This window comes from Desulfocurvus sp. (assembly GCF_023230885.1).
Classification (GTDB): Bacteria; Desulfobacterota; Desulfovibrionia; order Desulfovibrionales; family Desulfovibrionaceae; genus Desulfocurvus.
In genome coordinates, this window is record NZ_JALNWM010000006.1 from 20818 (window position 1) to 35106 (window position 14289).

The 14289-nt window shown below is 72.8% G+C and carries 14 protein-coding genes and 1 tRNA gene; 12 read left to right on the forward strand and 3 right to left on the reverse strand.

From position 1 onward, the window contains the following. Positions 1-107: 107 nt before the first annotated feature. The 3 genes from pheT (at position 108) to M0P34_RS00985 (ending at position 3409) form a co-directional block, all read left to right on the forward strand. The gene (pheT, locus tag M0P34_RS00975; protein ID WP_291495392.1) at positions 108-2507 is read left to right on the forward strand and encodes a phenylalanine--tRNA ligase subunit beta; all 2400 of its coding nucleotides are present in this window, start codon (positions 108-110) and stop codon (positions 2505-2507) included. A gap of 41 nt (positions 2508-2548) precedes the next feature. Next, entirely contained in the window at positions 2549-2989 is a 441-nt protein-coding gene (locus M0P34_RS00980; RefSeq protein WP_291495394.1) for a MerR family transcriptional regulator, read from the forward strand. Positions 2990-3332: 343 nt separating this feature from the next. Beyond that, positions 3333-3409, forward strand: a tRNA-Pro gene (locus M0P34_RS00985). Between the two features lie 180 nt (positions 3410-3589). On the opposite strand, the gene M0P34_RS00990 is transcribed toward M0P34_RS00985, so the two are convergent. The 3 genes from M0P34_RS00990 to cobT form a co-directional block, all read right to left on the reverse strand. Next, positions 3590-5305, reverse strand: a complete 1716-nt coding sequence (locus M0P34_RS00990; RefSeq protein ID WP_291495396.1) for a solute carrier family 23 protein — start codon at positions 5303-5305, stop codon at positions 3590-3592. A gap of 154 nt (positions 5306-5459) precedes the next feature. Beyond that, the gene (gene greA, locus M0P34_RS00995; RefSeq protein ID WP_291495398.1) at positions 5460-5939 is read right to left on the reverse strand and encodes a transcription elongation factor GreA; all 480 of its coding nucleotides are present in this window, start codon (positions 5937-5939) and stop codon (positions 5460-5462) included. Positions 5940-6181: 242 nt separating this feature from the next. After that, positions 6182-7249, reverse strand: a complete 1068-nt coding sequence (gene cobT / locus M0P34_RS01000) for a nicotinate-nucleotide--dimethylbenzimidazole phosphoribosyltransferase (RefSeq protein ID WP_291495400.1) — start codon at positions 7247-7249, stop codon at positions 6182-6184. A gap of 204 nt (positions 7250-7453) precedes the next feature. Between cobT and M0P34_RS01005 the strand changes: the two genes are divergently transcribed. The 9 genes from M0P34_RS01005 to M0P34_RS01045 all read left to right on the forward strand — a co-directional run bounded on the left by M0P34_RS01005 (position 7454) and on the right by M0P34_RS01045 (position 13839). Next, positions 7454-7882 (forward strand): Hsp20/alpha crystallin family protein, encoded by a 429-nt coding sequence (locus M0P34_RS01005; RefSeq protein ID WP_291495402.1) that lies wholly within the window; start codon positions 7454-7456, stop codon positions 7880-7882. A 58-nt stretch (positions 7883-7940) separates the two neighbouring features. Beyond that, positions 7941-8798 (forward strand): zinc metalloprotease HtpX, encoded by an 858-nt coding sequence (htpX, locus tag M0P34_RS01010; RefSeq protein WP_291495404.1) that lies wholly within the window; start codon positions 7941-7943, stop codon positions 8796-8798. A 2-nt stretch (positions 8799-8800) separates the two neighbouring features. Further along, entirely contained in the window at positions 8801-10177 is a 1377-nt protein-coding gene (locus tag M0P34_RS01015) for a trypsin-like peptidase domain-containing protein (protein WP_291495406.1), read from the forward strand. A gap of 321 nt (positions 10178-10498) precedes the next feature. Continuing rightward, the gene (locus tag M0P34_RS01020; RefSeq protein WP_291495408.1) at positions 10499-10687 is read left to right on the forward strand and encodes a ferredoxin; all 189 of its coding nucleotides are present in this window, start codon (positions 10499-10501) and stop codon (positions 10685-10687) included. A 225-nt stretch (positions 10688-10912) separates the two neighbouring features. Next, entirely contained in the window at positions 10913-11803 is an 891-nt protein-coding gene (locus tag M0P34_RS01025) for a YkgJ family cysteine cluster protein (RefSeq protein ID WP_291495410.1), read from the forward strand. Beyond that, on the forward strand, positions 11800-12186 hold the full coding sequence (locus M0P34_RS01030) for a hypothetical protein (RefSeq protein ID WP_291495412.1): 387 nt from the start codon (positions 11800-11802) through the stop codon (positions 12184-12186). The genes M0P34_RS01025 and M0P34_RS01030 overlap by 4 nt, the downstream gene beginning before the upstream one ends. Before the next feature lie 46 nt (positions 12187-12232). Further along, on the forward strand, positions 12233-12847 hold the full coding sequence (locus M0P34_RS01035; RefSeq protein WP_291495414.1) for a tetratricopeptide repeat protein: 615 nt from the start codon (positions 12233-12235) through the stop codon (positions 12845-12847). Between the two features lie 15 nt (positions 12848-12862). Next, positions 12863-13579: a DVU0298 family protein gene (locus tag M0P34_RS01040; RefSeq protein WP_291495416.1), complete on the forward strand. Its 717-nt coding sequence runs from the start codon at positions 12863-12865 to the stop codon at positions 13577-13579. Further along, on the forward strand, positions 13576-13839 hold the full coding sequence (locus M0P34_RS01045; RefSeq protein WP_291495418.1) for a hypothetical protein: 264 nt from the start codon (positions 13576-13578) through the stop codon (positions 13837-13839). The genes M0P34_RS01040 and M0P34_RS01045 overlap by 4 nt, the downstream gene beginning before the upstream one ends. Positions 13840-14289 lie beyond the last annotated feature (450 nt).

Consider the following 14289-nt stretch of genomic DNA (forward strand, 5'->3'; position numbering starts at 1 on the left):
CGCAGGCGCGGGGCAACGCCCCCGGCCGCCCGGCACCATCCATGCCGACATCCGCCGGAGCGCCCGGGGCGCCGCGCCGCCGCCGCCCGGCCCAAGGGGAAAACCGAATGCTGCTGAGTCTCAACTGGTTGCGCGAATTCGTGCCCTACGAGGGCACGCCCGAGGAGCTGGGCCACCGGCTGACCATGCTCGGCCTGGAGCTGGAGGAGGTCATCCACCCCTTCCGGCACCTGGACGGCGTGGTGGTCGGCCATGTGCTGCGCTGCGAGCGGCATCCCGAGGCGGACAAGCTCTCGGTCTGCCTGGTGGACGTGGGCCGGGGCGAACCGCTGCCCATCGTCTGCGGCGCGCCCAACGTGGCCCAGGGCCAGAAGGTGCCCGTGGCCACCGTCGGCGCCGAGCTGCCCGGCGGGCTGGTCATCAAGAAGGCCAAGCTGCGCGGCCAGGTCTCGGCGGGCATGATCTGCGCCGAGGATGAGCTGGGCCTGGGCAAGAGCCACGCCGGGATCATGGTCCTGGACCAGGCCCTGACCCCGGGCACGCCCCTGGCCGACGCCCTGAACCTGGACCAGGTGGTCTTCGACATCGGCGTGACGCCCAACCGCGCGGACTGCAATTCCGTGCTCGGCCTGGCCCGCGAGACGGCCCTGGCCTTCGGCCTGCCCCTGACCATGCCCGAGCCGCGCGTGGCCGAGTCCGGCCCGGACTGCTCGGCCCAGGTGCCCATCGCCATCGACGATCCCGGGCGCTGCGCCCTGTTCCAGGGCCGGGTCATCCGGGGCGTGACCGTGGGGCCCGCGCCCGACTGGATGCGCTGGCGGCTCATCGCCGTGGGCCAGCGGCCCATCAGCAACATCGTGGACGTGTCCAACTACGTCATGTTCGAGCTGGGCCACCCCAACCACGCCTACGACCTGAACCTGCTGCGCGGCCCGGCCATTCGCGTGGGCCTGGCCTCCGAGGGCCAGCGCTTCACCACCCTGGACGGGCAGGAGCGCCTGCTTGCCGCCACGGACCTGCTCATCTGGGACGCCGAGCGCCCCGTGGGCTTGGCGGGGGTCATGGGCGGGCTGGAGACCGAGGTCGGCGACGCCACCACCGACGTGTTCCTGGAGCTGGCGGTCTTCGATCCGGCGACCATCCGGCGCACGGCCCGGCGCCTGGGCCTGCCCAGCGAGGCGTCCTACCGTTTCGAGCGCGGGGTGGACCACGGCCTTGCGCGCCGCAGCCTGGACCGCGCGGCGGCGCTCATGGCCGAGTGCGCGGGCGGGCATCTCGCGCCGGGGCTGTGCGTGGCCGAGCCCGCGCCCTGGCGCCAGCGGACCCTGCGCCTGCGCCGCGCCCGGGCCGAAAAGCTGCTGGGCATCCCCCTGGCCGACGAATTCTGCCGCGCCACCCTGACGGGCATGGGCTGCGCCGTGGACGAGGCCGACCCCGCCGACTGGCGGGTCGCCGTGCCCAGCCACCGGCTGGACCTGGAGCGCGAGGTGGACCTTGTGGAGGAGCTGGCCCGCGTCCACGGCATGGACCGCATCCCGGCGGTGCTGCCCCGGGTGGCCAAGTCCCTGGACGCCATCGGCCAGAAGGACACCCGCTTCGATTTCGCCATGCTGCTCAAGAAGTGGGCGCGCGGCGTGGGCCTGCACGAGGCCGTCAACTACAGCTTCTGCGGCCAGGCGGACCTGGACCTGCTGGGCCTGCCCGCCGAGGGCCGGGTGCCGGTGGTCAACCCCCTGTCCGAGGACCAGAACGTGCTGCGTACGGCCCTGGCCCCGGGCCTGCTGGCCAACGTGCGCACCAACGTGGCCCACGGCGCGGCGCGGCTGCGGCTGTTCGAATACGCGAACCTGTTCTTCGCCGACGCGGCCTCGCAGACCACGGCCCGCGAGCCCGCCCGGCTGGGGCTGCTGGTCTACGGGCGGCGGCGCGCCGAGCGCTGGCCCTGGCCCGGCGAGGCCGACGCCGACTACGCCGATCTCAAGGGTCTGGTGGAGCACCTGCTGGCCAGCCTGGGCCTGCCCGCGGCGCGCTACGCCCTGCGCGAGGGCCACAGCTACCTTTCGCCCTGCGTCGAAGCCAGCGTGGGCGGGCGCGAGGTGGGCCTGCTGGGCCGCGTGGCCGAGGCCGTGGCCGACCGCTACGACGCCCGGCGCGAGATCTGGCTGGCCGAGCTGGACGCCGACGCCCTGCGGGACATGTACGAGGCCCAGGCGCCCGGTTTCACCCCCCTGGCCAAGTTCCCGCCCGTGCGCCGCGACATCACCGTCCAGGCGCCCGTGGGGATGCACGTTCAGGCCGTTCTCGACGCCATCGCGGCCATGAACGTGGACCTGCTGGAAAACGTGGTCATGACCGACCTCTACGAGCCCGAGGGCGGGCAGCGGCGCAACGTCACCGTGCGCCTGACCTACCGCCACGCCCAGCGGACCCTCAAGGACAAGGAAGTGGACAAGCGCCACACCCAGGTGGTGGAGGGGCTGCGCAAGGCGCTGCCCGTGGAGATATAAACGGCGGGCGCGGCGCGGCGGCCCCCGCGCGGGAGGCAGGCATGGGCAGGAGATACCGCATCGGGCAGGCGGCGGAAAAGCTCGGGCTCAACCCCTCCGTGCTGCGCTACTGGGAGTCCGAGTTCCCGCAGCTCGAACCCGTACGCACGCGCAAGGGCCAGCGCCTGTATACCGACGAGCACCTGGCCCTGGTGGAACGCATCCGGGCCATGGTCCACGGCGAGGGCCTGACCATCGAGGGCGCCCGCAGGCGCCTGGAGCAGGAGGAGCAGGCCCGGGCCGCCGGGCCGCTTCTGTCCGTCGGCGCCCCGGCGGCGCCGGGCGGGGCGGCGGAGGCGGCCCCCCCTGCGGGCGCGCCGCAAGCCCCGGGCCGCCCCCAGGACGGCGCCGCGGACGGCGCGCCGCCCGCGGCCGGGGAGACGACCCTGCGCCGCGAGGTGGTCCGGGAACTGCTGGCCCTCAGGCGGCTGCTGGGCGATTGAGGCCGCGCCAGGGCGGCGATCCGGGAGCCGCGTTGGCCCGGCGCGGCCCCCGCGCCACAGGGGGGCACCCGCCGGAGGCCGGACGGGCGGCGGAGACCGTGGCCCGGTGCGCCCCCTGCGCCAGGGGGGACATCCGCAGCGCCCCCAATCCCTCGGCTACAGGCGCCGCGCCTGCGCCACGGGGGGCGTCCCTCGCGGGGCGGCCGTTCCCCCGCGCCGGGCGCGACCCACGCCGCCCCGGGCCGCCGGCCAATAAATTTCCGCCCCGCCCCGCCCAAGGCGGTTGACATTCGGGGCCCAAAGCTCTAGGTAGACCTTCCGCGCGCGAAAGCGCGCCACGCGTCGGGATGTAGCGCAGTCTGGTAGCGCACCTGAATGGGGTTCAGGGGGCCGGATGTTCAAATCATCTCATCCCGACCACGCGGAAGTTAGAGGCTCCAAGCGGTTACGCTTGGAGCCTTTTTCTTGTTCGCCGCGCCCGGGTCCGTAGCGCGTCCGGGGGGCTCGCGGTGCGGGGAGCCCCTGGCTGTCCGGCGCGCGCCCGGGGGCCCTGCGGCCCTGCATCCAGCGCCCCGCGCCGTCCCGGGCCGCCGGGCGGCCCTAGGACGTGAGGAACGAGATGAAGGAGTAGCCGGAAATCTCGATGTGCTTCACGTCGCGCGCGTAGCTGGCGAAGAGGACCATGCCCAGCTGGCGCAGCTCGTCGGGCCGGGCGCTGAACAGGCTCTCGGGCAGGGCGAAGTTGTTGATGTCGTCCATCTTGTGGCCGCAGATCATCTCCGTGAAGATGCCGTCCTCCGTGCGCGAGATGCGTACGGTCAGGAAGCGCTCCGCCTGGGCGCCGCCTTCCCCGGCCATGTGGCAGAAGACCTCCTCGCAGCACAGCGACAGGGCGTTGAACGAGTCCGCCGACAGGCCGAGCCGCGCGCGGGCGGCCTCCAGCAGGCGCTGCATCTCGGGCAGCACGTCCACCCGGGCCGGGAAGGTGCCGCCCACGGAGCGCTTGGGCAGCAGCCAGGCCACGGCGCTCAGCCCGAAGGCCGTGAAGCCCCCCACGGCCACGCTGTTGCCCAGCAGCGGCGCCAGCGCCTCGGGCACCAGCCCGGGGAAGTACGAGCCGCTCTGGGCCACCAGCCCGGCGGTCAGGGACAGGCCAAGGATGATGCCGTGCTGGTTGCCCAGGCGGTTCATGGTCACCAGCCCGATGCCGGCGTGGAAGAGCATGGCCACGATGACCACCAGGAAGCCGCCCATCACCGGGCCGGGCATGTCCAGCATGAAGGCCCCGGCCTTGGGCATGAAGGCCAGCAGCAGCAGCAGCGCCCCGCCCAGGGCCCCCACCCGCCGCGAGGCCACGCCGGTCATCTCCACCAGGGGCAGGTTGTCGCAGTAGACCGAGGGCACCGCCGTGCCCAGCAGCCCGGCGGTGACCTTGCCCAGCCCGTCGCAGTACAGCCCGCCCTGGATTTCGTCGTAGGACACGCGCCGGAAGTCGCGTCGGGATATCCGCTGGGCGAGCATGATGTTGCCCGTGTTCTCGATGACGCTGACGAGCATGGCCACGGCGAAGGCCAGGAGCAGGGGCACATGCGCGCCCGAAAGCTCCAGCTCCAGCCCCGGCCAGGCCAGGGGCGGCAGGCCGAACCAGGGCGCCGCCGCGCAGTGCTCGAAGTGCAGCTCCCCCGCGCCCCAGGCGGCGGCGTAGCCGCAGGCCAGGGCCAGCAGCGGGCCCCACAGCCTGAGCGCCGCGTTGCCGAAGAGCATGCACAGGGTCATGGGCAGGGCCGTGGCCAGGCCCACGGCGAAGCGGGCCCGCGCGGCCCCGGGGGAGCCGCCCCCGCCCCCGCTCCACAGGTCCAGGGCCACGGGAACCATGGCCAGGGCGATGAGCAGCACCACCACGCCGCCCACGCCGGGGGTGATGATGTGCCGGAAAAAGCGGATGAAGAAGGTGTAGAGGAACACCAGGGGCACCGTGAGCAGCGACATGGTGGCCAGGGTGGCGAAGCCGCCCATGCGCACGGCGTCCAGGGAGCAGACCAGGAAGGCGCTGTAGGAGCCGGTGAACAGGATGAAGCCCGCGCCGATGCCCAGGGTGCGCCTGCTTTGCAGGAAGGTGAACACCGCAGCCACGAGCAGCGTGCCGAAGACCACGAAGCGCAGCGTGTCCGGGGGCACGTCGAGGGTCTTGCCGATGACGTTGGGGATGAACAGGATGCCGTCGAAGATGACCAGTACATGGATCAGGGCCAGGGCCGCGCACAGCCCCAGGGGCGGGGTCTCGTCGACGGCGTGGCGCAGCGGGTCGTGTTTCACTTGCGGCCTTCTTCGGGTTGCGCTGTCCGGGCAAGGGGGGTGAGGGCCCTGTCTACGCGCATCCCCGCGCCCAGGCAACCCCGGCGGGCCACGCAAAGGCGCCGCCCCCCGGCAGGCCGGGGGGCGGCGCTTTCGTGCGGCTGGCCGGAGTCCGTCAGTTGGCGGACTGGAAGGAGACGGACAGGATCTCGTATTCGATCTTGCCGCGCGGGGCGTCGACGGTGATCTCGTCGCCCTCGCTCTTGCCCAGCAGCGCCCGGCCCACGGGCGACTGGACGGAGATGCTCCCGTTGGCCAGGTCGGCCTCGTCGGGGCCCAGCAGGGTGTATTTCTTCACGTCGCCGGTGTCCATGTCCTCGATTTCCACGGTGGCGCCGAAGGTCACCCGGTCGCCGCCCAGGGTGGAAAGGTCGATGACGTTGAACTTGGCCATGCGCGATTCGATGTAGCTGATCTGGGCCTCCAGCATGCCCTGTCGCTCGCGGGCGGCGTCGTAGCCCGCGTTTTCGCGCAGGTCGCCCTCCTCGCGGGCCAGGGCGATGGCTTCGATGACGGCGGGGCGCTCGCTCTTCAGCCGCGCCAGCTCCTTCTTCAGCTTTTCGTAGCCTTCGATGGAAATGGGGATCGTGCTCATTGCATGCAACCTCGTCTGTGCAAGTGGAACTTGGATTTTGAAAATAAAAGAAACCACTCTCGCCGGGCTCGCGGGAGCCCCGGTGAGGCGGTTGTCGCGTTCGAACGCACCATGTCGATGGGCCGTAGATAGCCTCTCCCGGGCCCGGGGTCAAGCCCCTGCGGAAGACGGCGGGCTGCGGGCGGCCCGGAGCGCGGGCCGCGCGGGCCGTCTGGCCGGACGCGGCCGGGGGGGCCGGGCCGCTAGGCCCCGGAGTGGACCCCGGCGGAGTCGAAGGTTGCCATGCGGGTGTAGACGTTGGCGGCCGCGCGCAGGAGGAACAGGGCCAGGGCCGCGCCGGTGCCCTCGCCCAGGCGCAGGCCCAGGTCGAGCAGGGGCCGCGCGCCGATGGCGGTCATGGCCCGGGCGTGGCCGGGTTCGGCGCTGGCGTGGGCGAAGAAGGCGTAGTCGCGCACCGCCGGGCAGAGCTTCCAGGCGGCGGCGAAGGCCGCCGTGGAGATGAAGCCGTCCACGGCCAGGGCCATGCGGCATTTGGCCGCGCCCAGGCACAGCCCGGCCAGGGTGGCGATCTCCAGCCCGCCCAGGGCGGCCAGGATCTCCACCGGGTCGCCCGGGGCCACGGCGCCCGCGTTGGCCGCCAGGCCCCGGCGGATGACCGCGCACTTGGCCCGGACGCCCTCGGCCGAAAGGCCCGCGCCGGGCCCGGTCATCTCCTCGGGCTCCAGCCCGAAGAAGGCGCAGTACAGCGCCGTGGAGGGCGTGGTGTTGCCGATGCCCATGTCGCCGGTGCCCACGGCGCGGCAGCCGTCGGCCGCGGCGGCCTCGGCCAGGGCCACGCCGTTCAGCAGCGCCCGCTCGCACTGCTCGCGGGTCATGGCCGGGCCCTGGGCCAGGTTGGCCGTGCCTTCGGCCACCTTGCAGCGCACAAGCCCGGGGTGCTCCGGGTAGGGCCCGCCAGCGCTGCCCGCGTCCACCACCACCACCTGGATTCCGGCGGTGTCGGCCAGGACGTTGATGCCCGCGCCCCCGGCCAGGAAGTTGGCCACCATCTGGCGGGTGACCTCCTGGGGGAAGGGGCTTACGCCCTCGGCCACCACCCCGTGGTCCCCGGCGATGGTGAAGATGCGCGCGGGGTCCACCCCGGGGGCGGCGCCCCCGGCGATCTGCACCAGCCGCGCGGCCACGTCCTCAAGGACGCCCAGGCTGCCCCGGGGCTTGGTCAGATTGTCCAGGTGGGCCCGGGCCGCAGGCTCCAGGGCGGGGTCCACGGGGGCGATGGCGGCGAGGGTCCGGGCGAGATCGGGGTGCATGCGAGCTCCGGGGTTTGGGGTCTTGCGGGCGCCCGCGCGGGGCCGTCAGGGCATACTCCGCGCGGGGCGCCTTGGCAAGGCCGCCGGGCGCGCGCCCCGGGGAAGCGGGCGCGCCATTGACAGGGGGCCGGGAATGCATACTTTGGCGGGGCGGACCCGGCGCCCACGCGCCGGGCGGCCAGACGCACGGCACGGGAGGCGCGCATGGGCAAGTACGACTGGAACCCCTGGGAGATCCTGGGCGGCGCGGCGGGCGGAGCCCGGCGCGGCCCCCTCGGCGCGGCCCCGGGCGGGCCGGGCGCGGTGCGCGAGCCCCCGGCGGACGTGGTGGACACCCCGTCGGCCTATGTCATCGAAATCGAGCTGCCCGGCGTCCGGCGCGAGGACATCGGCCTGGAGGCCCGGGGCCGCGAGATCGTCGTCTTCGGCACGGCCCGCCAGGAAAAGGACGCCGAGGGCGGGGTCTACCTCGTCATGGAGCGCTCCCGGGGCGCCTTCGGGCGCCGCTTCCTGCTGCCCCGGGGCGTGGGCGCCGCCGGCGTTCACGCCGTGTTCGAGGCCGGGCTGCTGACGGTCACCGTGCCCAAGCGGCGCGTGGCCGGTGGCAGCGTGCGCGTGGCCGTGGAGGGCTGACCCCCCGGCGCCCGGGCCCCCCGATCCCGAAAAAAAGCCACAAAGGAGCGTTGGCGACATGACCAGCCAGATCAAGACCGTTTTTCTGCTGGCCCTGCTCACGGGCCTGCTCATGCTCATCGGCGGCGCCATGGGGGGCCGCGGGGGGCTGATGGTGGCCTTCGTCCTGGCCATGGCCATGAACGTCGGCAGCTACTGGTTCTCCGACCGCATCGTGCTGTCCATGTACCGCGCGCGGCTGCTCTCGCGCGACGACGCCCCGGGGCTGTTCGCCATCGTCGAGGAGCTCTCGCGCAACGCGGGAGTGCCCATGCCGCGCGTGGCGCTCATCCCCCAGGAGGCGCCCAACGCCTTCGCCACCGGGCGCGACCCGCAACACGCCGTGGTCGCCGTCACCGAGGGCATCATGCGCCTGCTTTCCCCCGAGGAGCTGCGCGGGGTGCTGGCCCACGAGATCGGCCATGTGGCCAACCGCGACATCCTCATCCAGAGCATCGCCGGCGTGCTGGCCGGGGTCATCATGTATGTGGCCAGCATGATCAAGTGGGCCACGCTGTTCGGCCTGGGCGGGCGCGGGGAGGACGGCGAGGGCGGCAACCCCGTGGCGGCCCTGGTCCTGGCCTTCGTTGCCCCGGTGGCGGCCATGCTCATCCAGATGGCCATATCGCGCTCGCGCGAGTACCTGGCCGACGAGTCGGGGGCGCGCTACAGCGGCGACCCCGCGCACCTGGCCAGCGCCCTGGCCAAGATTTCGGGCTACGCCGAGCGGGCGCCCATGCGCGCGGGCAACGAGGCCACGGCGCACATGTTCATCATCAACCCCTTCACCGCGGGGGGCGTGGCCAACCTGTTCAGCACCCACCCGCCCGTGCAGGAGCGCATCGACCGCCTGATGGCCATGGCCGGGAGGCGCTAGCCGTGGGCCGCGCCGCCGTCGTCCTGGCGGGGGTCGCCCTGGTCCTGGGCCTGCTGGCCCCGGCCCGGGCCGACCACATGGGCCAGCCGTCCGGCGCCGCCGGGGACGACCTGCGCCGGACTCCTGTGGTGCGCGCCGTGCAGGCCGTGTCCCCGGCCGTGGTCAACATCACCTCGGCCCGGGTGGAGGAGCGCGAGGTCAATCCCTTCGGGCGGCTTCTCGACCCGGGGATGATCTCCCCGCTGCTGCGCGACTTCTTCGGCCCCCAGGGCAAGCGCCGCGTGACGCGCACGAGCCTCGGCTCGGGGGTCATCATCGACGGCGCGCAGGGCCTGGTGCTGACCAACGCCCACGTCATCGCCGGAGCCACGGAGATCACCGCCCGCCTGCTGGACGGGCGCCAGTTCCAGGCCGAGCTGGTGGGCGCGGACCCGGACTTCGACCTCGCCGTGCTGCGGCTGGCCGAGGCCCGCGACCTGCCCGACGTGCCTATGGGCACCTCCGCCGACCTGCTCATGGGCGAGACGCTCATCGCCATCGGCAACCCCTTCGGCTTCTCGCATACGGTGACCACCGGCGTGCTTTCGGCCGTGGGCCGCACCGTGCGCACCGAGGAGGGCACCTTCACCGACTTCCTGCAGACCGACGCGGCCATCAACCCCGGCAACTCCGGCGGGCCGCTGCTCAACCTGCACGGCCAGCTCATCGGCGTGAACACGGCCATCCAGCAGGGCGCCGAGGGCATCGGCTTCGCCATTCCCATCGACAAGGCCCGGCGCGTGGTGGCCGAGCTGCTGGACCACGGCTTCGTCAGCCACGTCTGGCTCGGCCTGTGGGGCCAGGACGTGGACCAGGCCACTGCGGGCTACTTCGGCCTGCCCGCGCCCCGGGGGCTCCTGGTCACCGCCGTGCAGCCCGGCTCCCCGGGCGCGCGGGCGGGCGTCGCCCCGGGCGACGTGGTGCTCAAGGTCGGCGACTACGACGTGCAGGACAAGGAGCATTACCTGCAACTGCTGCGCAACCGCACGCGCGGCGAAACCGTGGCCCTGACCCTGCTGCGCGGGGGCGAGGCCGTGCATCTCGCGGCGCGCACGGAGCCCTTCCCGGCGGACATGGCGCCCGAGCTGGTCTGGCAGCGCTGGGGGCTGCGCATGGGCCCGGCCTCGGGCCGGGGGCTGGCCGTGCGCGAGGTGCGCCCCGGCAGCCCGGCGGCGGCCCTGGGGCTGGCCCCGGGCGACGTGCTGGCGCGCATCGGCGGGGTGGGGCTGGCCGCTCCGGCCGACCTGGCCGGAGCCTTCGTGCGCTACCGGCTGCGCAACAGCCTGATGCTCGTGGTTTGGCGCGCGGGGCGGGCGTACTACACGCGGCTGAACGTCTAGGCGCGCGGCGCGCGCCGCGCGGGGCTGGGCATGAAAATCATTAACGCCCGCGCCGCCGGGCCTTTGGCCGGGCGGTGGACCGCCCGGCCCCGGGCCGCCCGCCGCCCGCGCAACATGCTGTTTTCGCTTTGTTTGCGCCCCCGGTGACGGGGCAGGTCAACCCGGCCTTGACACCCGAATGACCAGGGGCTATCTCGGTTTTCCTGGTGGCGGAGCAACGGCGCGCGCAGGCGCGCGCGTGCGGCTCCGTCCGCGTTTGCGGCACGTTCCGCCGGGACGGGGTCCGGGCGGAGGGGCAATACAAATCATTGGAGGTTCCAAATGGGTTACAAAGTGACTGTTGACGTTGACAAGTGTGTGGGCGACGGCGAGTGCGTGGACGTCTGCCCGGTGGAAGTCTACGAGCTGCAGGACGGCAAGGCCGTTCCGGTCAACGAGGAAGAGTGCCTGGGCTGCGAGTCCTGCGTGGAAGTCTGCGAGCAGGACGCCATCACCGTCGAGGAAGAGTAGTCCCAGCCTTCCCGCTGATGCGATAATTTCCGAAACCGGAGGGAGCGGCGCGGCCTGGCGTCGCTCCCTCCGGCGCATCTGGCCCCCGGCGGGCCCCGCGCCCCGGCCCCCGGGCGCCGAAAATGCCGCCCGGGGCTCGACAACCAGCCCTGCGGACTTACAGTCTGGTTCCGCCCCCCGCGGCCGGGGGCGGCAAGCCCGTTTCCGTTTTTCCTGGAGAGAGCCATGACCCCCGACTTCGGGACATTCTTCGAGCGCTACGAGGCCCTGGCCCGGGAGATCGACCAGGTGGTGGAGCGCGTTGGCGCCGAGCACGGCCAGCGCATCGCCTGCACCCCCGGGTGCAGCGACTGCTGCCACGCCCTGTTCGACCTGACCCTGGTCGAGGCCATGTACCTCAACGCCAAGTTCAACGAGCGCTACAGCGGCCAGAGCCGCAGCGACCTGCTCACCCGCGCCGACGAGGCCGACCGCAAGGCCTACCGCGTCAAGCGCGAGGCCTTCCGTCTTTCGCGCGACGGCGCCAGGACCACCGAGATCCTGGAATACATGGCCAAGGCCCGGGTGCGCTGCCCCCTGCTGGACGACGACGACCGCTGCGCGCTCTACGAGCACAGGCCCCTGACCTGCCGGCTCTACGGCATCCCCACGGCCATCCGCGGCAAGGCCCACACCTGCGCCAAATGCGGCTTTGCCCCGGGCGAGCAGTACCCCACGGTGAAGATCGAGCTGCTCCAGGACCGGCTGCTGCGCCTGTCCCACGAGCTGACGGCCAGCCTGCGTACGCGCTACGCCCGGCTGGGCGAGACGCTGGTGCCCGTGTCCATGGCGCTCATGAACCGCTACGACGCCGAGTATCTGGGCCTGATGAGCGACGAGGAGTGGGAGAAGGCCGAGCGCCTGCGCGCCATGCTGGGCGAGCAGGGCGCCCCGCCCCGGCCCGCCCCGGCCCGCCCCGCCCCCGGCGACGTGGCCGCCCAGGCATTCGCCGCCCCGGCCCAGGGCCCGGGCTCCGAGGGCCGGGACGCCTGCGCCTCGTGCGACCAAGCCAAGGGCTCCGACGCCTGCGCGACCTGCGGCACCCTGAACTGGGAGCTGGGCGGAGGGCGGTCATGATCCCCGGACCCAAGCCCCCCCGCCCGCCGCTCACCGCCGAGCAGGAGCAGACCAAGCGCGTCATGTACGAGCGGCTCTCCCCCCGGCGGCGCAAGTTCATCGACAAGGTCGGCTACGAGAACTGGGACCCCTTCCCCGAGCCCTTCGACCCCCTGGACATCCGCACCGACGACAGCGGCAAGACCATCCAGGACCTGGTGCGCACGTTCCTGCGGTCCCAGGCCATGCACACCAAGATCGGGGTCCACTACAGCCGGGGCGCCCACGAGCTGGCCATGGGCATCGTCAACAAGGACGAGCGCTACCGGGGCATGTACGATTTTATTGTCTGGTACAACGACATGTTGCGCGCCCAGGGTCGCGAAATGACCTGGGAGCGGTAGGTTTGCAAACCCGGGGCCCCGCCCCGCAAGAACGAGGAGCGCCGACGTGAGCACCGACGCCAGAAACGTTGACGACTACATCGCCCAGCTCCAGCAGCAGCTGGCCGTGAACCCCAAGTGCGCCAACCACCACTACAACCTGGGCGTGGCCTACCTGGCCAAGCGCATGTGGCAGGAGGCCGAGGAGAGCTTCCGCGAGGCGCTGGACAACTCTCCGCGCATGGCCGAGGCCTATGTGCAGCTTGGCGGCATCTGCCTGCAGCGCGGCGACATCGACGGCTGCCTGAACTACAACCGCAGCGCCTCGGGCGCCCGGCCCCAGTTCGCCGTGCCTTTCGCCAACATGGGCTTCTGCTACCTGCAAAAGGGCGACCCCGACCGCGCCATAGTCAACCTCAAGAAGGCCCTCAACCGCGACCCCGACTATGTGCAGGCCCTGGCCACCCTGGGCAGCGCCTACCTCATGGCCGGACAGGCCGACGACGCCAGGCCGCACCTGGACAGGTCCCTGGAGCTGGCCCCCGAGTTCGGCCCGGCCTGGAACAACATGGGCCTGTACTGGCTGGAGAAGGGCGACAAGGCCGAGGCCGCGCGCTGCCTGGCCAAGGCCCGGGAGACGGGCTACGAGGTGCCCCGGGAGCTGCTGGAGCAGGTCGCCTAGGGGCGGGAGGGCGCCATGGCGCGCTTTCGGCGCATGAAGACCGAGGTGCGGGCGCTGCTCGCCGGGCCGGACCAGGACGCCGTCCTGGCCCGGCTGGCGGGGCTGCCTGCGGCCGAGCTGGTGGGCCCGCTGTTCTCCCTGCTGCTGGCTCCGGAGGAGACCCTGCGCTGGCGGGCCGTCACGGCCCTGGGCGCCACCGTGGCGCGCATGGCCGACGAGGCCCCCGAGGCCGCCCGCGTGGTCATGCGCCGCTTCTTGTGGCACATGAACGAGGAGTCCGGGAACATCGGCTGGGGCATCGCCGAGGCCATGGGCGAGGCCATGGCCCGCAGCGCGCTGCTGGCCCGGGAGTACCACAGGAACCTGGCCTCCTATGTCCAGTGCCCCCAGTGTTCCATCGGTGACGACAATTTCCTGGACCATCCGCCCCTGCGCCTGGGGGTCTACTGGGCCCTGGGGCGGCTGGGCGAGGCGCGCCCCGGGCTGCTGGGCCATGTGGCGCCCGATCTGCTGCGCGCCCTGGGGCAGGAGCCGGGCGCCCAGGCGCGCGGGCTTGTGGCCCGGGCCCTGGGGCTGGGCGGGATCGCGGCGGCGCGCGAGGCCCTGGAGCCCCTGGCCGACGCTGCGGACCCGGTCGACATCTACCGCGGCGGAGCCCTGGAGCGGACAACCCTGGGCGCCCTGGCGCGCGAGGCCCTGGACGCCATCCGGGGCCATGAGGAGCGAGCGTGAAGGACGAACGAGGCCTCTACTACTACCCGAGCATGCAGACCCGCGACGTGCGCATGTATGTGCGCCAGAGCGAGGAGGGCGGCATCGAGTTCCGCATGTGGAACAAGGACCTGCCCGAAGTCTGGGAGCGCCACGAGTGGATTCCCCTGGACGTGGTGCGCACCGCCGCGCGCATGTACGCCCTGCGCAACAAGGATCGCAATCCCGCCGGCCTCTACGACGAGGCCGTGGCCCGGCGCCTGCTGGACGAGGACCGCTGACCCGGCCCCGGGCGACCCGGGGCGCCCGGCAGCCTGCGCGGCCCTAGGCGCCGCCCTTCCGGCACCAGCGCGCCGTGGCGTCTTTTTCCCCCGTCCGTGGCGCGCGTCCGGCCCGTGGATGCAACCGGCCCGGCGCCCGCCGGGCCGGAGCCGTGAGCGGCGGCCACCGGACGGCTACGCCGCGCCGCCCTCCCGCCTGTCCCGTCTGTCCCGAGCTGCCCGTGCATCCCAGGCCACACGTTCTGCCAGCCGTCTCATGCGCAGCCGTCCGCACGATCCCGTGCCCGGCGCCCGGACCGCGCCCGGTGCCTCCCTCCGCCGCCCCCTGAAGCAGCAGTACACGATAACGCAGGCAAGCACTGCCCGGTCCTGGTTGCGCACCGCCCTTCGCGCGGCAGCCGCCATCTTCGGCCCCCGCTGTGCGGGCGGCCAGATGCTTCCTCCGCCGCC